General features: G+C 70.8%; 24 protein-coding genes and 2 tRNA genes. 17 read left to right on the top strand and 9 right to left on the bottom strand.

Translation table 11 applies throughout. From position 1 onward, the window contains the following. Window positions 1-18 precede the first annotated feature (18 nt). The 3 genes from J2853_RS43040 to J2853_RS43050 all read left to right on the top strand — a co-directional run bounded on the left by J2853_RS43040 (window position 19) and on the right by J2853_RS43050 (window position 571). A tRNA-OTHER gene (locus tag J2853_RS43040) sits at window positions 19-91 on the top strand. Between the two features lie 20 nt (window positions 92-111). Continuing rightward, a tRNA-Pro gene (locus J2853_RS43045) sits at window positions 112-183 on the top strand. Window positions 184-415: 232 nt separating this feature from the next. Further along, window positions 416-571 (top strand): DUF6131 family protein, encoded by a 156-nt coding sequence (locus J2853_RS43050; RefSeq protein ID WP_307567471.1) that lies wholly within the window; start codon window positions 416-418, stop codon window positions 569-571. A 171-nt stretch (window positions 572-742) separates the two neighbouring features. On the opposite strand, the gene J2853_RS43055 is transcribed toward J2853_RS43050, so the two are convergent. Then, entirely contained in the window at window positions 743-1,063 is a 321-nt protein-coding gene (locus J2853_RS43055) for an alpha/beta hydrolase family protein (RefSeq protein WP_307569013.1), read from the bottom strand. Here J2853_RS43055 and J2853_RS43060 point away from each other — a divergent pair. The 6 genes from J2853_RS43060 to J2853_RS43085 all read left to right on the top strand — a co-directional run bounded on the left by J2853_RS43060 (window position 972) and on the right by J2853_RS43085 (window position 9,014). Continuing rightward, window positions 972-1,199: a hypothetical protein gene (locus J2853_RS43060; protein ID WP_307569063.1), complete on the top strand. Its 228-nt coding sequence runs from the start codon at window positions 972-974 to the stop codon at window positions 1,197-1,199. The genes J2853_RS43055 and J2853_RS43060 overlap by 92 nt on opposite strands. A gap of 261 nt (window positions 1,200-1,460) precedes the next feature. Then, the gene (locus tag J2853_RS43065; protein ID WP_307567473.1) at window positions 1,461-2,846 is read left to right on the top strand and encodes a hypothetical protein; all 1,386 of its coding nucleotides are present in this window, start codon (window positions 1,461-1,463) and stop codon (window positions 2,844-2,846) included. 85 nt (window positions 2,847-2,931) lie between these two features. Next, window positions 2,932-4,203: an AAA family ATPase gene (locus J2853_RS43070; protein ID WP_307567474.1), complete on the top strand. Its 1,272-nt coding sequence runs from the start codon at window positions 2,932-2,934 to the stop codon at window positions 4,201-4,203. Beyond that, on the top strand, window positions 4,200-5,441 hold the full coding sequence (locus J2853_RS43075; RefSeq protein WP_307567476.1) for a vWA domain-containing protein: 1,242 nt from the start codon (window positions 4,200-4,202) through the stop codon (window positions 5,439-5,441). Before J2853_RS43070 ends, J2853_RS43075 begins: the two co-directional genes overlap by 4 nt. A 191-nt stretch (window positions 5,442-5,632) precedes the next feature. Beyond that, window positions 5,633-6,910 (top strand): MFS transporter, encoded by a 1,278-nt coding sequence (locus J2853_RS43080; RefSeq protein WP_307567477.1) that lies wholly within the window; start codon window positions 5,633-5,635, stop codon window positions 6,908-6,910. Window positions 6,911-6,998: 88 nt separating this feature from the next. Continuing rightward, window positions 6,999-9,014, top strand: coding sequence for an SUKH-4 family immunity protein (locus J2853_RS43085; RefSeq protein WP_307567478.1), 2,016 nt, complete (start codon window positions 6,999-7,001; stop codon window positions 9,012-9,014). 211 nt (window positions 9,015-9,225) lie between these two features. On the opposite strand, the gene J2853_RS43090 is transcribed toward J2853_RS43085, so the two are convergent. The 5 genes from J2853_RS43090 to J2853_RS43110 form a co-directional block, all read right to left on the bottom strand. Continuing rightward, window positions 9,226-9,702, bottom strand: a complete 477-nt coding sequence (locus J2853_RS43090; protein WP_307567480.1) for a lamin tail domain-containing protein — start codon at window positions 9,700-9,702, stop codon at window positions 9,226-9,228. 269 nt (window positions 9,703-9,971) lie between these two features. After that, window positions 9,972-10,334 (bottom strand): nuclear transport factor 2 family protein, encoded by a 363-nt coding sequence (locus tag J2853_RS43095; protein ID WP_307567482.1) that lies wholly within the window; start codon window positions 10,332-10,334, stop codon window positions 9,972-9,974. A 225-nt stretch (window positions 10,335-10,559) separates the two neighbouring features. Then, window positions 10,560-11,237, bottom strand: coding sequence for a GNAT family N-acetyltransferase (locus J2853_RS43100; RefSeq protein ID WP_307569015.1), 678 nt, complete (start codon window positions 11,235-11,237; stop codon window positions 10,560-10,562). A 125-nt stretch (window positions 11,238-11,362) separates the two neighbouring features. Beyond that, the gene (locus J2853_RS43105) at window positions 11,363-12,295 is read right to left on the bottom strand and encodes a hypothetical protein (protein WP_307567483.1); all 933 of its coding nucleotides are present in this window, start codon (window positions 12,293-12,295) and stop codon (window positions 11,363-11,365) included. 87 nt (window positions 12,296-12,382) lie between these two features. Continuing rightward, the gene (locus J2853_RS43110; protein WP_307567485.1) at window positions 12,383-13,537 is read right to left on the bottom strand and encodes a methyltransferase; all 1,155 of its coding nucleotides are present in this window, start codon (window positions 13,535-13,537) and stop codon (window positions 12,383-12,385) included. 281 nt (window positions 13,538-13,818) lie between these two features. Between J2853_RS43110 and J2853_RS43115 the strand changes: the two genes are divergently transcribed. Then, on the top strand, window positions 13,819-15,009 hold the full coding sequence (locus tag J2853_RS43115; protein ID WP_307567487.1) for an RNA ligase RtcB family protein: 1,191 nt from the start codon (window positions 13,819-13,821) through the stop codon (window positions 15,007-15,009). Between the two features lie 148 nt (window positions 15,010-15,157). On the opposite strand, the gene J2853_RS43120 is transcribed toward J2853_RS43115, so the two are convergent. The 3 genes from J2853_RS43120 to J2853_RS43130 form a co-directional block, all read right to left on the bottom strand. Next, window positions 15,158-15,313, bottom strand: coding sequence for a hypothetical protein (locus J2853_RS43120; RefSeq protein WP_307567489.1), 156 nt, complete (start codon window positions 15,311-15,313; stop codon window positions 15,158-15,160). A gap of 70 nt (window positions 15,314-15,383) precedes the next feature. Then, complete coding sequence (locus J2853_RS43125) at window positions 15,384-16,196, bottom strand: hypothetical protein (protein WP_307567490.1); 813 nt, start codon at window positions 16,194-16,196, stop codon at window positions 15,384-15,386. Next, the gene (locus J2853_RS43130; RefSeq protein ID WP_307567491.1) at window positions 16,193-16,906 is read right to left on the bottom strand and encodes an ABC transporter ATP-binding protein; all 714 of its coding nucleotides are present in this window, start codon (window positions 16,904-16,906) and stop codon (window positions 16,193-16,195) included. The genes J2853_RS43125 and J2853_RS43130 overlap by 4 nt, the downstream gene beginning before the upstream one ends. A 158-nt stretch (window positions 16,907-17,064) precedes the next feature. Between J2853_RS43130 and J2853_RS43135 the strand changes: the two genes are divergently transcribed. From J2853_RS43135 to J2853_RS43165, 7 genes are all read left to right on the top strand, one after another. Beyond that, the gene (locus tag J2853_RS43135; protein ID WP_307567493.1) at window positions 17,065-18,189 is read left to right on the top strand and encodes a sensor histidine kinase; all 1,125 of its coding nucleotides are present in this window, start codon (window positions 17,065-17,067) and stop codon (window positions 18,187-18,189) included. A 4-nt stretch (window positions 18,190-18,193) separates the two neighbouring features. Then, window positions 18,194-18,841 (top strand): response regulator, encoded by a 648-nt coding sequence (locus J2853_RS43140; RefSeq protein WP_307567494.1) that lies wholly within the window; start codon window positions 18,194-18,196, stop codon window positions 18,839-18,841. A gap of 284 nt (window positions 18,842-19,125) precedes the next feature. Next, on the top strand, window positions 19,126-20,160 hold the full coding sequence (locus tag J2853_RS43145) for a phage baseplate protein (RefSeq protein WP_307567496.1): 1,035 nt from the start codon (window positions 19,126-19,128) through the stop codon (window positions 20,158-20,160). A 356-nt stretch (window positions 20,161-20,516) separates the two neighbouring features. Then, window positions 20,517-22,985 (top strand): 3-keto-alpha-glucoside-1,2-lyase-like domain-containing protein, encoded by a 2,469-nt coding sequence (locus J2853_RS43150; protein ID WP_307567498.1) that lies wholly within the window; start codon window positions 20,517-20,519, stop codon window positions 22,983-22,985. 150 nt (window positions 22,986-23,135) lie between these two features. Then, complete coding sequence (locus J2853_RS43155) at window positions 23,136-23,957, top strand: NmrA family NAD(P)-binding protein (RefSeq protein ID WP_307567500.1); 822 nt, start codon at window positions 23,136-23,138, stop codon at window positions 23,955-23,957. A 216-nt stretch (window positions 23,958-24,173) separates the two neighbouring features. Then, window positions 24,174-25,358: an acyltransferase family protein gene (locus J2853_RS43160; protein WP_307567501.1), complete on the top strand. Its 1,185-nt coding sequence runs from the start codon at window positions 24,174-24,176 to the stop codon at window positions 25,356-25,358. Window positions 25,359-25,403: 45 nt separating this feature from the next. After that, window positions 25,404-26,150 carry an SDR family NAD(P)-dependent oxidoreductase gene (locus J2853_RS43165; protein ID WP_307567502.1) on the top strand — a complete coding sequence of 249 codons (747 nt, stop codon included), beginning with the start codon at window positions 25,404-25,406 and terminating at the stop codon, window positions 26,148-26,150. Window positions 26,151-26,161 lie beyond the last annotated feature (11 nt).

Here is a 26,161-nt window from a genome sequence, read left to right on the forward strand (position 1 = left end):
GGAGAATGAAGATCACGGCCTGTCGTAGTTCAGTGGTAGAACGCCTGGCTCTTTCTCCAGGTAGGCGCCGGTTCGAGCCCGGTCGGCAGTGCCGTACATCATGAGCGTGGCCTCGTTGTAGCTCAGTGGTAGAGCTCCCGGCTCGGGACCGGGTGGACGCCGGTTCGAGCCCGGTCGACGAGGCCGATGCTCGCCCCTCAGCGGCTCGCAGCCGGGACGGCGGCGCCGGTGCCGCGCGGTCGGCAGGAGCCGGCCGGGGCTTTTCTCTCGGCTCTCCCGGTGCCGATCCCCTGACGGTCTTGGGGCGGTAAGCGCCGTTTGCGTTCTTGACCTTCCCACGCTTGTTTATCGCGAGTACGCAGGGTAGGGCCAGGAGTACCCCCCTCTTCACCTTCTTCGAAAGCAGGCAGTCATCATGATTGTTATCGGAGCCATACTTCTGATCATCGGATTCCTGACCGGTATCTCCATCCTGTGGACCATCGGAATCATCGTTCTGGTCATCGGACTGGTGCTGATGCTGATGGGGCGCATGGGACGGCCCGTCGGAGGCCGCAGCCACTACTTCTGACCCGGCCACCGGCCATCCCCTGGAGAGGCGGCGAGAACGTCGCTGCCCCCAGGGAGTGTCCGGCCGTTCACCGGCACCGATGGCAGGTCACCAGCGCGCCCGGGGCGATCCGGCCGGTCCGCCACGGGCGCGTTCTGGACGCCTTCCGCTCCCCGGGGGGAGCCGGCCGGGTCAGATCCGGTTCTGATTTGATGCCGGGTCGCCGAGCCATCGGTCGAACCATGCGCGGGTACGCCGAAGTAGATCGATCCGGTGATTGCGTTCCCTGAACGAGTGTCCTTCTCGCGGGTAGACGACGAACTCGTGCTCGACGCCGAAGTGACGCAGCGCGCGGTGGAAGAACGTCGCCTGGCCGAGCGGCACGTTCGTGTCGTCCTCACCGTGCAGGATCAGCACCGGCGTGCGGATCTTCGAGGCGAACGAGATCGGGCTGAGCCGATCGTGGCGGTGGGGGCCGGGCACCTCCCAACCGGCGCTGCCGCCGAGCCCCACCTCCCAGGAGGACGGGCCACCCGCGGACGTCCGGATCTTGATGGGCCGCAAGCCCGGCATCGACAATGGGCTGTTCCAGGCAGATCTCGACGACCTCGCCCGCGACCAGGTGAAGCGGCTCGTTCCGCCGATCTGAAACCCGCTGAAGGCCGTGTTTCGAGCTTGCCGTACGCGAAACCGCTGCCGGTTCGTCGCGCGGTGGCCGGAGCGGGCACCCGGCCACCGCCCGCGGGGGTGAGGTCTGAGAAGGATCAGTCCGCGAAGGCTGAAGGCGGCAAACCAGCGGTGAAATCCGGCAGTTCGTGCATGGCGGATCCGGTGCGAGGAGTTATATGCTGATCACGATGAATACCTACTCCAGCAGATTGGGGGCCCCGTTCACGCAAGGTGAGTGCTGATGCGCTCCTGGACTGTGAACGAGGATTCCCGTCTTTCCCTCTGGCTGCGCGTGCGCAAGTTCGCCGTGCCGCCGTCCATGATCGAGTCTGCGACCGCCCGCCGCACCGCCGGAGACTGGGCAGGAGCGTGTGCCGCGGCACACGTCGACATCGATCTGAATCTGCGATCCGCTGCTCACTCCCACGGTCAAGAGCTCACGGCCCGCATCCGGGCCGATCTCCGTAATCTGGCTCCTGACCTGCTGCGCTGGCACATGCCGAGGATCGCACCGAACGGCCTGCTGCGCCCGGGCCTGACCGTCTCCCTGGCCCGATACCACCCGGCGTCGCATGGAGGCGGCAGCGCGGTGCACCTTGTGGCCCGGACTCCGCCGGCTTGGGCGGATGCAGGTCAGCGGATCAGCCTGGCTCTGTGGGCCGGGTCCCGGTCCGGGGCCGGTCCGCATCCGCATCCCCGTCCTCACCGGCGCTTCCGCCTCGACCTGCACCGTCACCTGTGGGACGTCCGCAGGGTCGACGAGCTGCGGGTCCGCTCCGGGGCGGACCGGCCACCCGCCGATGACCGTCCCGCTCCGACCCCGGATGTGCCGCTGGAGAGCGGCTGCGCCGTGGACCGGTGGGCGGACGAGGCGTGGATACTGCTCCGCGAGGAAGGGCGGGCCGGTGGTGCGGTCGCCGTCCGACTCGGGGGGCGGCGTCAACTGGTGCTGGAGCCGGCAGCGGACGAGGCCACCTCCGGACTTCCTGCGCTGCGGACGACGGCGGCCCCTCGCGGGGGTGGCGGGTCCGCGCTGCCGGTGCTGCCCGACGCGGCGACGTGGGTGCTACCCGACCTGGCGTTGCTTCGCACCGGGCTGATCGAGGCCGACCGGCTGCACCCGCTCGTCGCGTCGGCGCTTGTGCCGGGCCGTCTCCCGGCCGGCGTCCCGCGGATCCCTGAAGGCGGAGCCCGCCAACGCGTGGTCGAGTGCCGTGGCGCCCAGCACCGGATCGGTCTCGTGAATGATGTGCTCGTCCCGCTGGACCACGACCCGGCCGAGATCCGCCGCGAGAAGTTGCTGGCCGCGCTGACCGGCACGCCGCTGCCCTGCCTGCGGGTGATCGACGAGGCACACCGAGACCCGGAGTGCCTCGTCGACGTCCGCGCTCACCTGGACCACGGCGACGCCGCCGGTGCTCTGGTCGCCGTTGAAGATCTCCTCGGCCCCGGGGCGTCGCTGCCCAGGGGCGCCCTACGGGACGAACTGGAGATGGCGGCGCTGCGGCGAATCGCCCATGGGCTGTTCCGGGCCGGACTGACCGGGCTCGGACAGGGCCCGGCTACCCGGTCTGACCGCCGTCCGAGCGAGAATCGCGCGCATCCGCGCCACGTGATGTCCCGCTGATTTTCGGGCCTCATCCTCCTTGCCCTGCCTCATCGCGTTCCTGTCCCGGCCTGACCCGGCTCAACCAAACCTCAGAGGTGATCCAATGCCCGCATCCGTCCTGCCCGCATCTTCGTCCGCCTCCACCGCCACACCCTCCGGCCCGGCTCACTCCTCCCGGCTGGACGTCGCCGCCGACCTGCTCGCCCTGCTCCACGACACGGCCACGGAGCCACGCATCGATACGCAGTTGGAAGCGCTGACCCTGGCCGTGGCAGCAGACCTGCCGGTGCTGCTGTGGGGAGAGCCGGGGATCGGCAAGACCGCGGCCCTGGAGCAGCTCGCCGTAGCCCTTGACCTGCCGCTGACCACGGTGATCGCCAGCGTGCACGAACCGTCCGACTTCTCCGGCCTGCCCGTGGTCGGTGACGACCCCGCGGTGCAAGGCGTCCCGATGGCCCCGCCTGACTGGGCCGTACGCCTGGCTCGGGCGGGCCGAGGGCTGCTCTTCCTGGACGAGCTGTCCACGGCGCCGCCGGCCGTCCAGGCCGCTCTGCTCCGCCTCGTGCTGGAGCGGCGGGTCGGCGCCCTGCGACTACCCCCCGGAGTCCGGATCGTGGCGGCCGCCAATCCACGGTCCTCCGCGGCCGACGGCTGGGAGCTGAGCGCGCCCCTGGCCAACCGGTTCGTTCATCTGCAGTGGGTTCATGACCACGAGGTCGTGGTGCGGGGCCTCGGCGGGACCTGGCCGCGGGCGTCGCTGCCGCGGCTCGACCCGGATCGGTTGTCAGAGGCCGTGACGTTCGCCCGACGTGCGGTGTGCGGGCTCCTCGCCGCCCGCCCGGCCCTTGTGCATCGGCTGCCAGGCAACGACGTCCGCCGGGGCGGCCCATGGCCCTCACCCCGCAGCTGGGAGATGACACTGCGTCTGATCGCCTTCGCCACCGCGGCGAACACGTCCCGGGAGGTGCTGTCCATGCTGGTCCGGGGCACGGTGGGGGACGGTCCGGGGCTGGAACTGCTGGCCGGCCTGGACCGGATGGACCTCCCCGATCCGGAGGCGCTGCTGGCCGACCCGGCGGCGGCCGACCTGCCGGAGCGGGGCGACCTGCGCCAAGCCGTGCTCGACGGCGTGGTGGAGGCGGTCCGGAAGCGGCCGGAGAAGTCCCGTTGGGACGCGGCGTGGGCACTGCTGGTCCGGGCGTTGGAGACCGGAGCCCCGGACCTGGTGGCCGTACCCGCGACCACACTCGCCGCGCTGCGCCGCGCGGAGTGGGATGTTCCGGCGTCGATCGAGAAGCTCGCCGGGGTGGTGGCCCTGGGCAGGCAGGCGGACAAGGCCGCGGCGCGGGTCGCCGCCGGGGGGTCGAGCCGGTGACGCCCGGTGCGGCGGGGACCCTGGACCTCGAGAAGCTCTTCACCGCCCGGCTGCTCGCCGCACGGGCTCGGCCCTACCTGGCGACGGCGCTGTTCGCGCTGCACACGGTGGAGTCGCGACTCGTGCCGACGATGGCCGTGGACCGGAACTGGCGATGCTACGTTTCGCCGGCGTTCGTCGATCGGACCCCCGTGGAGGAGCTGGCAGGGGTGTGGGTGCACGAGGTCTCCCACCTGCTGCGCGACCATCACGGGCGTAGCGACCGGGTCGCCGTGGAGCGGGGACTGACCGGGCCGGGAGACCGGCTGCGGATGAACATCGCCGCGGACTGCGAAATCAACGACGACGTGTTCGGGGACGGGCTGGCCCGGCCCGAGGGCGCCGTCGAACCGGGGATCCTCGGGTTGCCCGAGGGGGAACTCATGGAGGACTACCTGCGCCAGTTCCGGCTTGGGCCGTACACGCAAAGTCTGGTCTGGCTGGACTGCGGCAGTGGCGCCGACGGGCTGGAACGGGAGTGGGACCTCGGACCGGACGGTGCGAACGGGCTCAGCCCACAGGAACGAGACGCGGTTCGGTTCCGGGTGGCGGAAGGCATCACCGCCCGCCCGGGGAACGTCCCGCATGGGTGGCGGCGGTGGGTGGAGGAGGCGTTTCACCCGCCACAGCCGTGGCGGGAACTGCTCGGCGCGGCGGTCCGCTCGGCGGCCTCCGGTCCGGGCGCGGGTGAGGACTACATCTACGGCCGGCCGTCACGGCGATCCGCAGGCCTCCCCGGCGTCGTCCTGCCGAGCCTGCGGCGCAGGCCGCCTCGGGTCTCCGTGGTCATAGACACCTCCGGGTCGGTCAGCGACGCCGAACTGGGTAGCGCGCTTCTCGAGGTCGCCGCGATCGTCCGCGTCCTGGGCGGTCGGCGCGACCTGGTCAGCGTGCTGTCGTGCGATGTGGCGGCCCGGGTCGTGCACCCGCTGTGCCGCGCCGAGGGAATCCCTCTGGTGGGCGGCGGTGGGACGGATCTCCGTACGGGCTTCGCCACGGCGCTGCGAGCAAGGCCGCGGCCAGACGTCATCGTGATGCTGACCGACGGTCAAACCCCCTGGCCGTCCGCGCGGCCACCGTGCCGGACGGTGGTGGGGCTGTTCCCTCGGGGGAGGGGACCCCGAACGTGGGACGAGGACGATCCCGATTACGTGCCGGACGCACCGCCCGAATGGGCACGGGTGGTCGTCATCGGCTAGCCGTTCCGGCCGGCCCCGTTCCGGCCGGCTGAAGAACGGCCGCTCTCCGGCGGGGCGGGATTCGTGCGATCGTCCGGACCGACGTGGCCGTCTCCGGGGCGGCGTCGTGCTCATCCGCCGGGAACCGGAGAAGCTCGGCGACGCCCGCCGACCGGGTTGCGGCTTTCGTTGATCATGTGAAGGATGCGGGGATGATCTCCCCCGGCCTGCGACGGCACCGCTTCCTGCTGTTTCTGACCGGAGGCGTGAGCCGGCAGGCCGGCATGCACGTCCAGGGCGCTGTGGTTCTACTGTCCGCTGTCACCTTGCTGGAGATGAGCTTCAACCAGATCGGCCTGGCGCAGATGGCCGGGACCATACTGGCATTGTCGCTGGCACTGCCACTGGGCGTGTTGATCGACCGGGCGCGGCGCAGGTCGGTGCTGGTGGCGACGGGTCTGCTGAGCGCCGGGCTGCTCGGCTCCGTCGCGCTCGCCGCCTGGCTGCAGGTGATCACCCTGCCGCACTTCGTGGTGATGGTGGTGGCTCTGACCGTCCTGCAGGCCGCAGGGGTGGGGGCACAGGAGGCATACCTGCCGGACGTCGTCGGACGGGACCGGCTGGTTCTGATGAACGCCGCGCTGGTCGGCGTGGCGTCGATCGGTTCTCTCGTCGTTCGGCTGCTGCTCGGCCGCTTTTCCGAAGAGGTGGTGTCGGTCGTCCTGTCCGTCGCGGCCGTGGCGTTCGCCGCCTCGGCGCTGTTGTTTCGCGGCATCGACGCACCCGAGGAGCCACCGGGACCACGGACGAGATGGTGGCGGGAGGCGGCCGAGGGGGTGCGCTTCACCCTGACCCACCCGGTGCTCAGGGCGATCACCGTGTATCTGACGGCATCGGTGCTGCTGGAGCCGATGATCGATGAGGCGACCGGAGTTCCGCTCCGTGAGGACGGATCCTACGACGGCCTCATCGAGCTGGTACAAACGGTGATCTACACGGCGCCCGTGGCCGGGGTGCTGGCGGCCGCACTGCTGTACCGGCGGCTCGGTACCTTCCGGTTGGCGTGGCTGGCCATCCTGGTGACCCAGCCGTTCACGCTCCTGCTCGCCCTGACCGACACGGCCTGGGGCCTGATCTGGTACCTGCTCGGCTCGTTCGTCCCCTGGGCCGGATGGGCGGCCACCGCGCTCGCCCTGCTCAGCCACCGCCAGGTGATCACGCCCGGCCGGTTGCTGGGCCGTACCGGCGGCACGCTGGCCCTGTTCGCCGGACTGGCGGGAGCCGCCGGAGGGGTTCTGGAACAGCTCCCCGCTTTCCTGACCGACCTCGGGCTCTTCGCCGAGGCCGGTTCCCTGGCCGTGCTGCCGGTCCTCGTGCTGGGCACGGCCGGTCTGCTCGCCGCGGCCGTACCGCTGCTGAGGGTCCGTCACCTCACCGAGCCCTCACATTCCCTGGCAGTAGCGCCGACGTCCGTTCCACGCGAGGACTGACCTCGATCGCCTGACTCCGTGGAACCGGCCACCCCCGGCGTCCGCCAAGATCGCATACCGATTGCCCTGCTATAGGCTCGTTGGCACTATGGAAACGCCCCGTGACCTCCCTTCCCCTCTCCGCGTCGCGTTCCAGACCGTCGGCCTGCCCTGGCCGGACACCCGGCTCGGCCACTTCGACGGGGTGCTGGCCGAATTCGGTGAGCGCTCCGGGGCGCAGGATTTGCGCGACCACGTCGGCCTGCTGCGGAAGATCCAGGACACGTTCTTCGAGCACCTGCGCGACCTCGCCGAAGAGCACGACGGCGACCCCATGTGCCTGATCCGGCACAAAGACCGGCCCTGCGTGACCGAGGTACGGGAGGAGTGGGCCGAGACCGCGGCGCGGATCCCCGAGTATCACGCGGCCACCGTGGCGTTCGCCCGGCAACTGCTCGGAGACCCGCCCGCGGTCCCCGGCTACCTGGCCGGCGTGCTGCCCGCCTGGGTGGAGGCGCGCCCCGAGCACGGTATCCGCGACGAGCCCACCGCCGGCCGCGCGCCCGCCGCGGATGCCCTGCTGCGCTGGAGGGAGGACCCCTACGGGCCGCGGATCTGCGTCGTCGCCGGCTCGCCCGCCTCGGGCAAGACCCGGCTGCTGGCCTGGTTCAGCGGCTCAAGCGTCTGGGGCTGGTCGGGCTACGGCCGCTCCGAGGCGGCCGTCTGGCTGCGGGGGATGGACGTCGAGGAGGCCGTGGGCGAGGTGGCCGAACAACTCAAGCTCGGCGGCGGCGACCTGGCCGCCCTCGACCGGCCCGTGCTCATCACGCTGGCCGACCTCCACACAAGTGCCGACCCCGGACGTATGCTCGCCGAGCTCGTCCTTCCCCTGGCCGCCGACCCGCACGTCCGGCTGCTCGTGGAGCGCCGTCACCCCACAGCCGTGGCCGACCTCGACGTGCCGGTGTTCGTCCTGGACCTGGACGATCCGCGTGCCACCGACCGCGACGCCTTCACCGCCTGGTACGCCGCCGAGCGGGTGGAGCGGTCCCCGTTCACCGCCGGCCAGGTCTACCCCTCGCCGGGTGTCGCCGCCCTCGCCGCCCGAGCGGAGGGCGCGGATCCGGGCCCGGATTCGCCGATGGACGTGCGGGTGGCGCGTGCCTGGCTGGACGGCCTGTCGCCGGACGCCCGCGCCGCCGCCGGCACGCTCGCCCTCACCTTCGCCCCGATCGGCCCGTACACCTGGCGGTTGCTGCACTGCGGCCGGCTCCGCGACGACCCGGAGGCCGCCGCCCGCGGTGTCGCGGAGGCCGCGGCCCGGCTGCCCCTGGCCGAGCCCGGCCTGCCCGCGTACGCCATCGGCCTGCCCTCCCTGGCCGAGGCCGTCGCCCTTCCCGCGGCGGCGCACGGCGAGCTGGCCGCCGTCATGCGCGGCTGGCCGGTCGCGGCCGAACTGTCCCCGCCCGGGTACGTCATCCGCCACCTGGCCCGCCACGAGCGCCTGGCCGGCGGCCATGAGGCGATCACCCCGCTCCCGCTCCGCCGCCCTCGGACCAGGGTCACGCGCGAGCTGCTGGAAGGCCTGTACGGTCCCGCCGGCGTCGTCCGGCCGCACGACGACGAGCTCCACCCCGCGCTCACGCACGGCCCCACCCGCCGTTTCCTGACCGAGGTGGGCCTGCCCGTGGACGGCGTGCACGTGGACGACTGGACCGGCGAGGACCGCCGCTTCGTCGTGTCCCTGGCCGAGTCGTCCGACGCCGTGGACGAGCTGCGTGCCTGCGAGGGTCTGCCCGGCCACCTCGACGCGCTGTTCAGGCTCGACTGGCTGCAGACCTGGCACCTTTTCCTCGACGGCCGGACCGGTCTGGTCTACGAGGTGGACGAAGGGCTGGAGACCGCCCGCGTCGCCCACCGCGGCGTCGAGTCGTACGCCTACTTCACGTACGTGATCCACCGGGAGCGCAGGCTGTGGTGCGACGACCAGGACGCGCACAGCGACGCGTCCTACTGGTGCGCCGAGGACCTCATCGTGGAGTTGCACACGTACGAGCCGGAGGCCATGGCGGGCCACGACGCCCTCTGGCCCACGACCCTGGAGGACTACACGCTCCTCACCTAGACAGGTCGCCGGCCCCGAGGCGGATCATCGTCCGCGGCGAGGTCACGCGGCGGACGAACCCGGCACGGCACTCCGGCCACGGGGTCCGGCGGTCGACCAGGGTGATCGGTCTGCCTGAGAAGCGGAGGGTCAGGGGTTCGGCCCTGACCCTGACCGCCGTCATCGACCGGCGGGAACGCCCCGAAGCGATCAGGGCGAATCCGAGGTACGGCTACGCGCAGTTGATCGACTCGACCCGGGAGCTGTTGTACGAGCAGGAGTCGATGAGCTTGCCGGACGCGTTCCTCACGTACGCCGTGTCCGAGGCCTGGTTCCAGATGTACGCGAAGGTCCCCCCGCTCCTGCCCCAGTAGCGGGTGGTGGCGGTGTCCTTGCCCTTGCCGGTCCGTACGGTGACCGTCTTCCCGGCCCCGAGGGTGAAGGCGCCGAAGGTGTAGACGTGGTCCGCGGCGCGGGTCTTGTCGCGGAGGGTCCAGCCCTTGAGACTGACCGCCTTCCGGGTGGTGTTCTTGATCTGCGCCCACTCGCCGTTCAGGCTGCCGTTCGCCCCGTTGTCCGGTGATCCGGGTGAGTTGTAGTAGATCTTCACGAGCTGGATCGCGGGGAGCGCGGCGGCCTGCGCCGGCGCAACGGGGACGAGCGCCACGGCCAACGCGGCAGCGGACAGGGCCAGGGGGAGAAAGCGCACCGGTGAATCCTTAGCATGTGTGACATATGGGGCGAATGTGAGACGGCTGGCCTGTGGTGCAGGTTGGCATGTGAATTCGGTTTTCTTGGTGCGCTTGGCCGTGATCGCGTCTCTCGTCGAGGAAGCCGTGAACCCGGGCTTCCTGGGCCGACCCGGGATCCCCGTATCGCCGGTTTCCACCTCGGCGGTGGCGGACGCTGACGGGCGGCTGTGCCTCCCGGATGAGAGAAGACAGGCGCCGTGCCCGTGGATGCGGTCTCGCCGGATCCCTAGACCAGGTAGACGGGTGCGAGGTCGACGAATATGCGGTAGTCCGAGATCAGGCCGTCGTCGCGGGTGCGCCAGATCGATACGGCCACGGCGCTGACATCCTTGCCGTCGAGCCGCCGGTAGGTCACCTCGGTCTCGGCGATGGTGTCGGCCTCCACCTGCCAGGTCCTGACGATCCGGTGCCGCAGGCCGCCGATGGTGGAGTAGAACGCCCGCAACCCGGCGGCGACGGCCTCACGTCCCGCCATCGGCTCGGCGTTGCCGAACACCAACGTGGCATCCTCGGCCAGCAGCCGCACGAACTCGTCGGGGTCGAACGAGTCGACCGTCTGGAAAACCCGTCGCGCCACCTCGTCGGCCATGCCGGTCCTTCCTTGCACGGTCGGGATCACTGGTGGGGACGCTACGGGACGAAAAACAATGCGCAACTATCGCAAAAGTAGGTATCTCGTGACCCGGCTGGACCCCTGCAAAACGGTGATCGCCGAGATGCCCCGGGCGGATCCGGACGCGTCCGGGAAGCGGCGGCGCGCCGCCAAACGGATCTTCAACGGGCTGATCCATGAGCACGCGGCGTTCCGCCCGCCTCAGGAACCGAAGCCGACGCCGATTCCGAGCACCGGCCGACACCCGGCCACGCCGATGAGCTCGATATCGTCACGGCGCGTCGCCGCCCAGCGCTCCCTGGTAAGCCTCCACCGATTCATGGCCGCGGCCTCACCTCGACGAGTATCCCAAGTGGCGCCGTTCGGCTCATAGCCCAGGGACTCCGAGACACGGTTCGAGGCGAGGTTGTCGTGGAACGCCTCACTGGAGGCCTCCCGTGCTTCGAAGCCCTCGAAGGCCAGGTGCAGCACGGCCTGGCGGATCTCCTTGCCCAGTCCGCGGCCACGCACCTCGGGATCCAGCCAGGAGAAGGTGCCCACCGTGCCGAACGTCGTGAATTTCAGGCCGATCAAATCCTGCATCCCGACGGGCTCCCCATCTACGACGACGACAAAGTACAGCCGCCAGAAGTCTTCGCTCACTCGTGCCCGACCGGCCCAGATCCCCCGCAGCCAAGCCCATTCTCGTTCGGGGCTCTCCCTGTAGAGGGACATCGGGTCGTCGAACGGCCAAGGCTCGGAGACGGCGACACCCTTGCGAACCACAGGGACAAGGCGTTCAAGCAGTTCGTCACTCGCCCCGGCCAACGTGAGGCGGGGAGTGTGAACCTGCAGGTTGAGCGGGGGATAGGAGGATGTGGCTGACGAAGGCACCGGCATGTCGCAGCACCCTAGACGGGAGCCTTGGGAGTACGCATCCGAATAAACCGGCCGCCAAGCCTCGTACCGGGATCCGGGAGATCCCGTCTCATGATCAAGAATCTGGTTCGGAAACGGACTGTCAGTCACAGAGGACGGACGCGTACATCCTTGAGCGCGCTCCGTACGAAGTCCTGGCTGCCCGACGCGGCCAGGTAGAAGCCGTCACGGCAACCGCTCCCCGAGATGGCGTGGCGCGGGTCGAGGACGACGCGCGCCACGCCCTGCCGTTCGCAGTCGGGGATCGGGGCCAGCACCAGCATCTGACGGCTCAGGCCGCCGAGCCATAGTTGCGGCCCGACGAGCACGCCCTCGCGGATCTCACCGGGTCGCGAGAGGCGCAGCGGGCCGTCGGCCGAAAAGGTGAGGAAACCGTCGGGGGTGAGCGTGCCGTGGAGGTTCTTCGCCCACGCCAGTCGCTGTTCGAAGGTCATCCGGGCATGCTCGTCCAGCAGGGAGATCCGCCAGTCGCCGAAGGTGAAGAGCAGGACCGAATCGGCGGTGTCCACCCCGAGCGGGCCGGGCCACAGCGTGACGTTGCCGGTGAGACGGCGAATCATCGGACGCCCGGCGGCGGTCTCGGCCTCGCCGTACAGCGGGGCGGTGAGGGAGCGGAACCCGTCCGCCTCCCCGTCGCCGGCGAGGGTGCCGCTCGCGTACGGCCGTGCCCCCAGCGAGGCCAGGTTCAGGTCGGCGGGGTAGGTGATCTCCGCCCGCGACCCGTCGGGGAACGTGACCCGCATCGCCTTGGTGCCGTCCGGCCCGTCCGCCGCCGGATAGACGGCGTTGGGCGTCACGCTGATCGTGTCGCGCGCGGGCGGTGGACGGACGGCGCCGGGTGTCCCGCCGATCGCGTCGCGCGTGGGCGCCGGGGTGGCGGCGGGGACGGGACTGCTCGTGTCCCGGATGGCGAGAATCCCGACGAGCGGCACGGCCACGAGAGCGACCAGCACGATCATTCCCACCCGGCGGGGCCCGCGTGGGCCCTGCTCGACGATATCGACACGGCCGGTGGCCATCGGCCTTCCTCCGTCATGCGGCTGTCGCGGCGAGTCCAGACTAATGGCCGCCGGCGCACGCACACACGGCCCCCTCGGGTGGGCGCCTCAGCGTTTGACGGCTCGCAGGACGACGAACTTCGGGTCGCTCGCGGCGACCTCGCAGTTGCCGAAGAGCCGGCGCAGCTTCGCGTGGTAGCCGAGGTGCCGGTTGCCGACCACCCACAGCTCGCCGCCGCGGCGCAGTGCGGCGCGGGAGCCGTTGAACATGCGCCAGGCCGTCACGTCGGTCGTCGCGCGGTGCGTGTGGAACGGGGGGTTGTTCAGGACCAGGTCCACCGTCCCCGCCGGTACGGCCGACATGCCGTCGGCCGCCACGAACTCCGCCGTGGCGCCCTCGTCCGTGTTCGCCCGGAACGTGGCCTCCGCCGAGGCCAGTGCCTGGTAGGACTCGTCGATGAACGTCACCTTGGCCTCGCCGTCGGAGAGCGCCGCGGCGAGCCCGACCACCCCGTTGCCGCAGCCCAGGTCCACGATGTGCTCGCGACCACGGCGCGGCGGCAGGTTCCGGAGGAAGAAGCGGGTGCCGACGTCGAGGCGGTCGGCGCAGAAGATGCCCGCGTGGTTGGTGACGGTCAGGCCCGAGACCGCTCCGACGCCGGTGGGCAGCGCGTAGCTTCGCGGCCACGGGCTGGCGCCCGGCGCGAGCCGAGGATCCGGTGAGCAGAGGATGAGCCGTGCCTTCTTCGCCGCCAGCGAGGTCCTGGTCGGCCCGAGGATCCGTTCGAACAGCTTCAGCGTCGAGGTGTGGATCTCGGTGACCATCCCCGCGCCGACGACCACGGTGCCCGCGTGCACGTGGGGTGCGAGGTGGTGAAGCTGATCCTCAAGGAGCGCGAGGCTCTTGGGCACCCGGATCAGCAGCACGTCGATCCGGTCCGGTGGTGTGTCCCTGGTCGTGCGGAGTCGCACCGCGTCCGCGGCGATCCCGTTGCGCCTCAGGTTCGTCCGGGTCGCCTCCTGGCCGAGGAAGGAGTCGGTGATCTGCACGGGGCCGTGATCGGCGATCGCGGTGACCAGAGCGCCCCACCGGTCGCCCAGCACGACCACGGTGCCCGACAGGTCGGCCGGTTCGCCGTCGATCCCGTCGAGGTGCCGCAGCAGGTATTCGTCGGCGGCGTCCCAGGCGCGAAGCGGGTCGCGGGGATCCTCGGGGAAGCGGGTGAGGTCGAACTCACCTCGTGACGTCGTCAAACGGTTCATCGCGTCTCAGCCTAGCGAGTCGTGCGACGCACCGGCCAAATCGCCGCCTCGCCGGGGCCGGCCGCGTGGGCCGGCGGCGCCTGCGCGGCCGGGGTCATGAGCGAACGTCAGAGGCATGCGGGCCCGCGCGGCCGAAAATCGGTTGCCTCGCGTGGCGGGCTCGGGGAACGTGGTGTCCATGATGATCTGACGGACAGCACCCCGCCACTCCGAGATGCCACGGCGCCGACTCGCGCCGTGATGCGGTCAGCCCCACACCCCTTTGAGGGAAGAGAACCTCTTTGTCTCAGCACCACTCCCGGCAGGAGTCCCCGCTGCCGTCCACCTCGGCCACGGGTTCGGCCACCGTCACCGTGTTCGCCTCCCCGACAAGCTGGATCGAGTCCGACGCCCTCGCGCAGTGTCACCAGGTGGCCGCCCTCGACGGCATGACGCACGTCGCCGCCATGCCGGACCTGCACCCCGGCAAGGGCGCCCCCATCGGCGCCGCCATGGCGTCGACCGTGCTGTACCCGTTCCTGGTGGGCTCCGACATCGGGTGCGGCATCGCCGTGTTCCCCATGAAGCTCAAGCGCGCCGTACCCGCGAAGCTGGCCGCCCGGTTCCCCGACCTCGATCGCGCGCTGGATCCCGAGCGGGACGCCGACGACCCGGCCTGGGCCGTGGTGAAGGGCGACATTCCCGCCGGTCACGCCGAGGGGCTCGGGACGGTCGGCCGGGGCAATCACTTCGTCGAGCTGGCGCGGATCGGGACCGTCTTCGAGCCGGACCACGCGAGCCGTCTCGGACTCGCCGCCGACGACCTGGTGCTCATCGTCCACAGCGGTTCCCGGGGGCTGGGCGAACAGATCCTGCGGGCGCACACCGCGGTCCACGGTGCGGGCCCCGCCCCCGATCCCGGCGCCTACCTGGCGATGCACGACGACGCCGTACGCTGGGGGTCGCTCAACCGGCGGCTGATGGCCGCCCGGGTCGCCCACGCGCTGGGGGCCGAGCCCACCGAGCCGATCGTCGACCAGTGCCACAACCTGGTCGAGGTCCGTGACGGGATCTACCTGCACCGCAAGGGAGCGGCGCCGGGTGACGGCCGCGACGTGCTCATCGCCGGTACGCGAGGCACCCCTTCCTATCTCGTGGCCGCCCACGCCGGGCCGGACGCCGGCCATTCCGTCGCGCACGGCGCGGGCCGCAAGATGTCGCGTGCGGACGCCCTGCGCCGGGGCCGGGTCAAGCACACGGTCGAGGAGCTGCGCCGTACGCCGGTGGGGTCGCTGGTGGTGTGCGGCGACCGCCAGCTCCTCTTCGAGGAGGCGCCGACGGCCTACAAGCGCATCGAGCAGGTGATCGCCGATCTCGTCGACCATGACCTGGCCACGCCCGTGGCCACCACGATCCCCCTGGTCACCTACAAGACGCCCGACCTCGGGTCCGCGCCCCAACGGGACCGGCGTCGCAGGCGAGGCCGGTCGTGAGCGTCCACCTGCTCCTGTCGGCCGGGCGCGGCCCGCAGGAGTGCGCCTGGGCGCTGGCCCGGCTGCTGCGCCGCCTGGAGGCCGACGCCACCCGGCAGAACCTGGAGATCCGCCGGGCCGAGACCGTTCCCGGTGAGCGGCCCGGCACCTATCGATCGGTCCTGATCCAGATCTCGGGGGCCGGCGCCGAGGCGTTCGCCGCCTCGTGGACCGGAACCCTGTGCTGGCAGGCCCCCAGCCCGTACCGGGCCGGCACGAGCCGGAAGAACTGGTACGTCATCGCCCAGCGGTGCCAGGTCGACATCCCGCGCACGACGTTCGCGGAGGCGGACGTGGACGTCGTCGCCTGCCGTACCGGCGGTCCACCCGGCAGGTCAGTTCACCTCCTTGCGGATCACGCGCACCGCGCCGGCCGTCATCGGGACGACGATCCAGACGATCGCCGAGACGGCCAGCCGGGCGGCGTCGCCACCGGTCATGTCGCCGGCCATCAGGGGGTTGGCGGTGGTGTTCAGGTCGAGCCACCCGGCCAGGGCCTTGCCGGTGGCACCGAGCCCGCTGACGGCGCTCCACACGACGGGGGTCACCAGGAGGATCACGATCGCGGCCGGCGCGTTCAGGAGCAGCATGCCCAGGGCGAGTCCCTCCGCGACCACGAGCACGCCCGTCGCGATCCAGCCCAGCAGGGCGAGAGGCTCGACCTCCCACGTGGCCGGGACATCCTGGACACCGGAGACGACGGCCGTCACCGGTATCGCGACCAGTATCGCGAACAGGCAGGCGGCCACGGTCGTGATCAACAGTGACAGGCACTTGGCCGCCGGCACCCGCAGTCGCCGGGGTTCGAGCGCGAACGTGGTCAGGGCGGTGCGGTGGCTCCATTCGCCGGTCACCGTGAGGATGCCGAGCACGGGGAGCAGGGTCCCGAATCCGATTCCCGCGGTGCCGATCAAAGTGTGCAGATGCGGACCGGAGGCGACGCCGCGGCCGATGACGGACGCGAGGGTCAGGACGATCATGATCGCGAAAATGATCTTTCCGTTGCGCGTGTCGAAGAGCTTGCGGGCCTCGACCGCCAGGAGCCGGCGGAACGGGATCGGTGTCCGGGGCCGGTGGATGTCCGTGGCCTTCGAGCCGAGGTCCCCGGTGTCGTTCACGGTGTTCCCGGTCGTGGGGGTGGTGGTCATGCCGCACTCCGATCGGCGTTCGCGGTCAGTTCGAGGAAGGTCTGTTCGAGGCTCCGGCCCCGGCTGAGCTCGTCGACGGTGCCCCGGGCGAGGACGCGGCCACGGCCGATCATCACGATGTGGTCGGCGACCTGCTCCACCTCGTGCAGCAGGTGCGAGCTGAGCAGCACCGCGCACCCCGAGCCGGCGAGGTCACGGAGCAGCCCGCGCATCCACCGGATGCCCTGGGGATCCAGGCCGTTGGCGGGCTCGTCCAGGACGAGCGCCCTGGGCCGGCCGAGGAGCGCGTGACCGATGCCGAGCCGCTGCCTCATCCCGAGCGAGTAGCCGCCGAAGGTCCGCTTGGCCTCCCGGCCGGTCAGCCCGACCAGATCGAGGACCTCGTCGACCCGCGATCTCGGCAGACCGAGCGTCATCGCGCCCAGGATCAGGATCTCCCGCCCGGTGCGGCCGGGATGCTGGGCGCCGGCGTCGAGCAGGGTGCCGACCTGGGAGCCGGGGCAGTCCAGTTCGGCGTACGGCCGGCCCAGTACGGTGGCCGAACCGGAGGTGGCGCGGGAGAGCCCGGTCAGGATGCGCAGAGCCGTCGACTTTCCGGCGCCGTTGGGTCCGAGGAACCCCGTGACGCTTCCCGCCTCGACGGTGAAGGACACGTCGTCGAGCGCTCTCACACCCCTGTAGACCTTGCTGACGTGACTGAATTCGATCATGTATCCAGTCCACCGGATGTGAGGCCGCCGGGCATCGGACCCGGGTCGAGGGCCACCGGCCGCAGGTCTGGGTTCGTCGCCCCGGTTCTGGACTCGCGGCCACCCGGATGTAGACCTGGGTCGCTAGGCATCGGCCCCGTGGTCTCTAGGCTGTGGATGTGCACGACCCCGCTGAGAACCAGCCGCCCCTGGACCGGGCGGGCATCGCGCTGCGTTATTTGTTCGCCATGCTGCCGATGTTGTTCTACGGCGTCGTCCTGGTCGCGGCCGTCCCCGGGGACTACCGTGACGCGTTCGCACTGGTCGATGTGGGGCTCGGTGCGGTCGGGCTGGTCCTGATGCGATGGCGGCGTCACCGGCCGTGGCCGATCGCACTGGCGACCGCCCTGCTGACCGTCTTCTCCGGCACGGCGGCCGGCCCCGCCTACGTCGCGTACGTGTCCCTGTGCACGCATCGCCGGTGGCCTCAGATGATCTCGGGAGCGGTCGTGCTCTGGCTGGGTCAGGCGGCATTCGCCGTCTGGCGCAGCCCCGGCCAGACGGCCGTCGTCTCCGTGGTGGCCGGAACCGTCTTCCTCGGAGGGCTGACCGTCTTCGGGCTGTACGTCCGCTCCCGCCGTGATCTGGCCGCCTCCCGGCGAGCGGCGGCACTGACCGCGGTCGAGCAGGCGAAGCTGTCGGAACGGGTCAAGATCGCCCATGAGATGCACGACGTCCTGGCTCACCGGATCTCCCTGCTGTCGATGCTCGCCGGCGGCCTGGCCTATCGCACCGACCTCACCGCCGAGGAGACCCGCGAGATCGCGCTGGCGATCCAGGAGAACGCGCACCAGTCGCTGAACGAACTGCGCACCGTGCTCGGCGCGCTCCGGCGCGACGGCGCCCCGGAGGCCCCTCAGCCGACCCTGGCCCACGTGGACGCCCTGTTCGACGAGGTGCGCGCCGCGGGTCAGCGGGTCGAGGTGGACGACACCATCGACGACAGGGAACTGCTGCCCGCGCAGACCGGCCGGCACGCGTACCGGATCGTGCAGGAGGCGCTGACCAACGCGCGCAAGCACGCGCCGGGCAGCCGGGTGACGGCCGAGCTCGATGGGCGGCCGGGTGACGGCCTGCGCATCCGGGTGAGCAACCCGGCGCCGCCTGGGACGTCCGCGGGCCCCGGCGGGAGGTTCGGCCTGGTCGGCCTGGCCGAACGAACCCGGATGATCGGCGGCACCATCAGCCACGTCGTCCAGGATGGATACTTCATCCTCGACGCCCGATTGCCGTGGGAGGCCTGACATCGTGACTCGACTGGTGATCGTGGACGACGACCCGATGGTGCGGACCGGGCTGCGTCTCATCCTCGGCGGCGAGCCCGACCTGGACATCGTCGGCGAGGCCGAGGACGGACGGCGGGCCATGACGGTGATCCGCGACCTGCGGCCCGATGTCGTGCTGATGGACATCCGGATGCCCAACCAGGACGGGCTGACCACCACCGAGCTGCTGCTGGCCCAGCCGGACCCGCCCCGGATCCTCGTGCTCACCACCTTCGACGCCGACGACATGGTGCTGCGGGCCCTGCAGCTCGGCGCCGGAGGCTTCCTGCTGAAGGACACCCCGCCGCCGAAGATGATCGAGGCGGTCCGCGCCGTGGCGAGGGGCGAGCCGGTGCTGTCGCCGAGCGTCACCCTGCAGGTGATCGCCGCGGCCACCGACGGACGTGAGCCGCGGCACCCGGAGGCACGGCGGGAGCTGGACAGGCTCACCGAACGCGAGCGCGAGGTCGCGATCGAGGTGGCCCGGGGCAGCTCGAACGCCGAGATCGCCGAACGTCTCTACATGAGCGTCGCGACCGTGAAGGCGAACATCACCCGGATCTTCTCCAAGCTGGAGACCGACAACCGCGTCCACGTCGCCATGAAGGTGCGTGACGCGGGCCTCCTCTGAACCCGCCGAATGACAAGGGCGGCGAACCCGCCGGAGCGCCCCGGCGCCGCTGCTCGGGTGACCCCGCCGGCGACTCTCCGGCAGGTCGCCGAGGGCAGCAGGCCGACGCCTCCGCGAACGATCCGGAACCTCGCCCGAGAGGCCGTCCGCCTCCTGTCCGTTCTCGGAACCACAGGATCGGAACAAACCAGATGACCTTGAGATATGGACCGGCCCGGAATTAAAAGGTAAAAGAAGATCTACGGTTGGATATACCTTTTTTTGCTTCATGGCCAGGAGGTCCCGTGCCATCGGGTGATCAGGAGGACCGATCCCTCAGCCGTCGACGACTGTTCCGGGCGGGTGGTCGCGTCGCCGCCGCGGCGGCCGTCGGTTCGCTCCCGTTCGCCGGCGCGGGCGTCGCGCACGCCGACGTGCCCCCCAGCCCGCGGTTCGCCTTCGCGGGGTCCGGAGGCGATCCGATCATCAGGAAGTCGCTGCACGCCAACTGGGTGATGCAGTCGTTCGCGTACGACAACGTCAACCGGCATGTCTATTTCGTGCAGCACAACTCGCAGAACACCGATCCCGCGAACGCGGGCGACATGTGGGTCACCAAGACGGACCTCGCCGGCAACCGGCTGGGTTCCATGGCTCTGCACAACTTCGGGCACGGCGTGCAGATCGGTGTGGAGCCCCACGACGGGGCCGTCTACCTGTGGACGGAATGGCAGGACCGGAACCCGCCCACCGACTTCGGCAACAAGATCGGGCGCTTCAGGTTCGTGAACGGCGCGGTCCTCGAGAGGGACAGCGGCGCGATTCAGGACCGGACCCCCACCCTTGGGAACATGCACCCGGAGTCGGCCAACCCGCAGCCCGCGATCGACCCGAGCACCGACCGGCTGGTGGTGCGGTTCAGGGACGCCGACAAGAACATGCGCATCGTGCTGTTCCGCATGAGCGACGCCCGGGCCGGCCGGCTCGGCAGGGAGCACCGGCTGGCCGAGCGGGCACTGCCGACGAGAGACGCGGCCTGGGCCAGGGCGAATCCCTTCCAGGGGTTCACGGCCTACGGCCAGTACGCCTACCTGATCGAAGGCGGAGTGGGCGCCACCTCCTACCTCACCGCCGTCGACCTGAACGATGTGGGGCAGAGCGTCGCGCAGGACAGGTGGCCGACGACCGCGGGCGAGTCCCTGCACGGCCGCGAGCCGCAGGGAATGGCGATCTGGCTCGCCGGCAACGGGGTGGTCCAACCCCGGCTGGCCTTCGGCTTCCACTCGAACACCGACGGTGTCCGCCAGGCCAGCGTCTTCTACAAGGACACGTTCCTGTGAACCGCGCGGCCGCGTAGGCGGAGAGGCCGCACGAGGGCGATCCGGCGGTGGGTCCGTCCGCGTGGATGTGCCGCCGTGCGCGCGCGCCGACCAGATCGGCGCGTCCGGGACGGCCCTGGTGGGTTCGTCCGCGTGGGTGTGCCGCCGTGCGCGCGGTCGCCGAGGTGTACGGCCTCATCGTGACCGGACCGGCTTTCCATGCCCCTTTATCGGCCTTTTCGGCGATGCGTTGCCGTGGCGACGGCTCGTGTTCAGCGGGCGAGGACACCCTGAGGCAGGCGGATGATCACCCGCCCGCGGCCACGGCGGCCGGACGCCCGGGCCATGGCTCGGGCGACACTGCGAAGGAGTGACACGTGCGCGGTAACACGACGGCACGCAGACTTGGGAGAGGGGCGTTGTCGGCGATGTCGATCGTCGTCGCCTTGACGGCGGGGTTCGGCGTCGTCCCGGCCATGGCGGCCGGCGGCGACCCCGCCGACACGGTGGTCCTCAGCGAGGACTTCTCCTCGGGAAAGCTCCCCGAGGGATGGACCGGCCATCTCGGCACCTGGCAGGTCAAGGACGGCCGTCTTGAGGGCACCTCGGTGAACGGCCAGCGTGCCCGCATCACGTTCGGCACGAGTTACGAGAACTACAGGTTCGAGGCCGAAGCGAACTTCCTGCAGGTGGCGGACGAGTCTCGCTGGCTCAACCTGGCCGCGGACTTCCACGGCGCCGAGGACTACGGTTCGGTGTTCGTGGTGCGCAGTAACACCAAGCTGCGCAACGGTCTCGAGTACGCGGTGAAGAAGACCGCCGGCGGGGCGTACACGTCGCCCACCGTCGCCGCCGCGGGCGCCGCCCTCAACACCGGCGAGACACACGCGCTCTCGCTTGAGGTGCGCGGTACCCGTGCCGTCCTCTCGGTCGACGGCGTCGAGTCCCTGTCGACGAACGATCTCTTCCGCACCGACGGGACCCTCGGCCTCGTCATCAACAACGCCACGGTCGCCTTCGACGACATCAAGGTCACCCGGCTCGCCCCCGAGGCGACCGCGCCGGGCGCGCCGACGGGACTGCGCGTCTCGCAGAAGGACACCCAGGCCACACTGGCGTGGTCCGCGCCCGCCGACGCGGGTGAGACCTCCGGCGGGGAGGCCGCGACCGTCACCGGCTACGAGGTCGCGATCGGCGCCGCCGGAGCCGGGGCCGATGGTCTGACCTGGTCTCCCGAGGCCGGGACCTCGCACACCTTCACGAACCTCGCGCCCGGCGCCTACACGATGTGGGTGCGCGCCCTCAACGACGCGGGCAAGACGGGGGAGCCCGCCCGCGCGAACGCGTCGCCGGGCGTGCCCACGATCAAGGGCTTCGCCAGGACGCTCAACGGCGGGGCCTGGAGCACCAGCCACGTGCAGGGCATCGCCGTCGACCAGGCGAAGGGCTACATCTACTACTCGTTCACCACCCTGCTCGTGAAGACCGATCTCCAGGGCAACATCGTCGGAACCCTGGGCGGGTTCACGGGACACCTCGGCGACCTCGACGTCAACAAGGCCGACGGACGCGTCTACGGCTCGCTCGAGTACAAGGCGCAGAAGGCGTTCTACATCGCGATCATCGATGTCGACGCGATCGACAGGGTGGGGATGCAGGCGCAGAACTCCGACGTCATGCGGACCGTCTACCTCAACGAGGTGGTCGCCGACTTCACGGCCGACATGGACGGCAACGGCGTCTTCGACGGCGACACGGCCAACACCCCCGACCACCGCTACGGCAGCAGCGGTATCGACGGTGTCAGCTTCGGACCGAAGTTCGGCAGGACCGGCGGCACGCAGTATCTGACGGTGGCCTACGGCGTCTACTCGAACGTCGGCCGCACCGACAACGACCACCAGGTGCTGTTGCAGTACGACACGAGCGACTGGGCCGGCTACGAGAAGCCGCTCGTCGAGACGGCTCCTCACCACAGCGGTCCGGAGCGTGTTTCGGGCAAGTACTTCGTCTACACCGGCAACACCACGTACGGCGTGCAGAACCTGGAGTACGACGACTTCCTGCGGCGCTGGTTCATGGGCGTGTACGTGGGCGTCAAGCCGGCCTTCCCGAACTACGGGCTCTTCGCGGTGGACGCCGCGACCCAGCCCGTACTCGGCGAGCTCGCCGGCACCGGCGGAGACCGGGGCCTTCTGATCGCACTGGCCAAGGACGGGCGCACGGACGAGGCCACAGGCATCCGCGGCTGGGTCCAGAAGGCCGACGTGGGTATCGAGTCGCTCGGCGACGGGCTGTTCTACCTCTCCCGCGACAGCTCCCAGAACGGGCTGCAGACCTCCGACATCACGCTCCACCGATGGGTCGGCGGCACCGGCACGCCGTTCGCGCCGGTGACCAGCGAGAGCGAGCTGCACCGCGCACCGGTCATGACCTCGCCGGCTCCGGCCGAGGGCAAGGCCGGTCGGTCCTACTCCCACACCTTCACGGCGTCGGCGTTCCCCAAGGCGAGGTTCACGGTCACCGGGGGCAAGCCGCCCCGGGGGCTCAAGCTCGACGGCGAGTCCGGCGTGCTCTCGGGCGTGCCGCTGAAGGCGGAGCGCGTCACGTTCACCGTCACCGCCGCGAACGGGGTCAACCCGGCCGCCAGGCAGGAGGTCGTCATCAAGATCTCACCCGCCAAGGGCGACGGCGACGACCACGGCCACGGGAACGGCGGCCACGGGAACGACAACGACCACGGTCACGACAACGACCACGGGAACGGCCACGGCCATGGGAACGACCACGGCCACGGCCATGGGAACGGCCACGGTGACGGGAAGGGTTCCAGCCACGACCGGTGAGTGACGGTCTCCGCCGCCGACGAACGCCGGTTCAGGGGTCCCGCGAAACGCCGAGCGTTCGCGGGACCCCGCCGTTCAATCGAGGACCGTAGCTGGCCGCTTCGCTTTGTAGCGTCTTCCCCAGAGGCCAACCAAGCTGAGGAGACTTCCATGACGATTCTGGTGACCGGAGCGACCGGAACCGTCGGCCGCCACGTGGTCGGCGAACTCGTCCAGGCCGGTCGGCGGGTGCGTGCCCTGACCCGCAACCCGGTCAGGGCGGACCTGCCCGCCGGGGTGGAGGTCGTGGCGGGCGATCTCACCGTGACCGACAGTCTCGTGCCCGCGTTGGACGGCGTCACCGCGGTCCACCTGATCACCTTCGGGGGAGACGACTACGGCTCGCTGCGGAACGGCCAGGAGATCGTCGAGCTGGCCGTCAAGGCCGGGGTGCGCAAGGTCACGGTCCTGGGCGGCTGGGATGAGGGGACGCTGGAGCCCGCCGTGAGAACCTGTGACCTGGACTGGACCTTCCTCCAGATGACGGAGTTCATGGCCAACGCGCTGCAGTGGGCCGAGGCCGTCCGCACCGAGGGGACGGTGCGGGAGCCCTTCGCCGACGCCACCACCGCCATGGTCCACGAGGCCGACATCGCGGCCGTGGCGGCCAGGGCGCTGGTGGAGGAGGGACACGCGGGCAAGACCTACGGGCTGACCGGCCCCGAGAGGCTGAGCACCCGCGACAAGGTTCGCCTCATCGGTGAGGCGATCGGCAGGGAGATCCGCTTCGTCGAGCTGACCGAGGAGCAGGCCCGGGAGAAGATGGCGGCCGAAGGGCAGCCGGAAGAGATGATCGAGTTTCTCGTCAACGTCTTCGGCAACGTGCCGGAGGAGCCCAACATCGTCAATTCCACCGTCGAGACGGTCACCGGCCGCCCGGCGCGCACGTTCGCCCAGTGGGCCGCCGAGCACGCCGGCGCCTTCCGCGCCTGACCTGGATCGGCACCGACGGGGCGGGCCGGCGCCGGATCGTGACGCCCGGCCACTCGGGGCGGATCGTGACGCCCGGTCGCCCAGGGGGCGGCGGCGCCGCCGTCCCCCGCCGCCACGGCAGCCGGTTCCGAGAATCGCCCCGCAGGTGCCCGCCGCCGGTCGGCGGACGGCGAAAGTGAGCACTCGCACCTGGACTCATCGCCTAAAGTCGGGCGAATGGCCTCCAATCCCTCTCGGCTGGCCTGGCTGGACGCCCTGCGCGGACCCGCCGCGCTGGCCGTCGCGCTGCACCACTCCGCCTGGACCTTCATCCCGGGTGTCTGGGCCGTGGTGGACCGCCGAATCGACGTCGGCACCTGGGGCGTCTTCGTGTTCTTCATGGTCAGCGGCTACATCATCCCCGCCTCCCTGGAACGGGGCGGTGACGTGCGAGCCTTCTGGGTCGGCCGGGCGTTCCGCCTCCTGCCCCTGCTGCTCGCCGCGCTCGGCCTGGCGCTCCTCCTCGCGTACGGCGGCGCGTTCGCCCTCCACCCGGGGCTGAGCTCGCGGCCCCTGCCCCTGGTGGTCCTCGGGAACGTGACGATGCTGCAGGAACTGCTCGGCGTGCCCGCCGTCGTCAACGTGATGTGGACGCTCTCCTACGAGGTGGCGTTCTACCTGCTGGTGGCCGGGCTGTTCACCCTGCGGCAGGCGCACCGGTCGTCCACGATCGCGACCGTCCTGGCGCTGCTGGCCGTACTCCTCGGATTCCTGATCCCGGGTCCGGTCATCAACGGCCGCGCCGACCTGGTCGCCGCGCTCCTCGGCGTCGCGGTCGTCGTGGCCGTCGTCGTGTCGGCCTGGGGGCGCGGGGGGACGCGTACGGCCGCCGCGGTGACGGGGGGTCTCCTCGGCCTGGCGCTGGTGATCCTGGGCAGCCGCATCGGCCCGTGGCAGGGCCTGATCATCCTGGCCATGATGTTCGCCGGCACGGCCGTGTACCGCGCCGAGCAGGGGGCGATCCGGTGGCGTACCGCCGTCGCCACCGTGCTGGCGGTCCTGGCCTGCGGGATCTTCGCCAAGGACGATCCCGGCTGGGCGCCGGCGATCCTGCTGGCCGCCGGCTTCTTCGCGGGCGCGTTCGCGTTGCGGCACAGGCCGTTCCCCCGGTGGCTCACCCACCTCGGAGTGATCAGCTTCTCCCTCTACCTGCTCCATCCGCTCCTGCTGCAGGTGAGCCCGAACCTTCCCGTGTTCTTCCTCATCCTGGTGGCGCTCGGTTACCTGACCCACCGCCTGATCGAGGTTCCCGCCCAGCGTCTCGGCAGACGGCTGGCCCGGCGTTCCCCGAGGGAATCCGCCCTGGGAGGCCCGCCGGACGGGGCGCCGCGGACGCCGGTCGCGGGAGCGCGGAACGCGTGACACCCGGAGGGAGAGGCCGTACGACGCCCTGCTAGTGTCCCGCGAATGAGCGGACGAGCAGTACTGGTCACCGGGGCATCACGAGGAATCGGACGGGCGATCGCGACGGCCTTCGCGGCCGACGGCGACCGGGTCGCGATCCACCATCGCGATTCGGCGGACCTGGCCGAAGCGCTCCGCGCCGAACTGCCGGGAGAGGGTCACACGACCGTCCAGGCCGACATCGCCGACCCCGCCGAGGTGCGGCGCATGGTCGACGAGGCGGCGAAGGCACTCGGCGGGATCGACGTTCTGGTCAACAACGCGGGGGTCTTCTTCCACCACCCGATCACCGAGGTCTCCTACGAGGACTGGCAGGCCGCGTGGCGCAGGACGCTTGACACCAACCTCGTGGGCGCGGCCAACGCCACCTGGTGCGCCGTACGGCACATGAAGCGTGGCGGCAGGATCGTCAACGTCTCGTCGCGCGGCGCCTTCCGCGGCGAGCCGGACGGTCCCGCCTACGGGGCGAGCAAGGCGGGGATGAACGCCCTGGGCCAGTCGCTCGCCATCGCCCTGGCTCCGCACGGCATCACCGTGGGCACGGTCGCACCCGGCTTCGTCGAGACCGACATGACGAACGAGCACCTCAAGGCGCCGCGGGGTGACGCGATCCGGGCTCAGAGCCCCTTCGGGAGAGTGGCCATGCCCGAGGAGATCGCGGCCGCGGCGCTGTATCTCGCGTCACCGGCGGCCGAGTGGGCCAGCGGCACCATCATCGACCTGAACGGCGCCTCCTACCTGCGGAGCTAGACGGTTCTCCT

The organism is Streptosporangium lutulentum, from assembly GCF_030811455.1.
Classification (GTDB): Bacteria; Actinomycetota; Actinomycetes; order Streptosporangiales; family Streptosporangiaceae; genus Streptosporangium; species Streptosporangium lutulentum.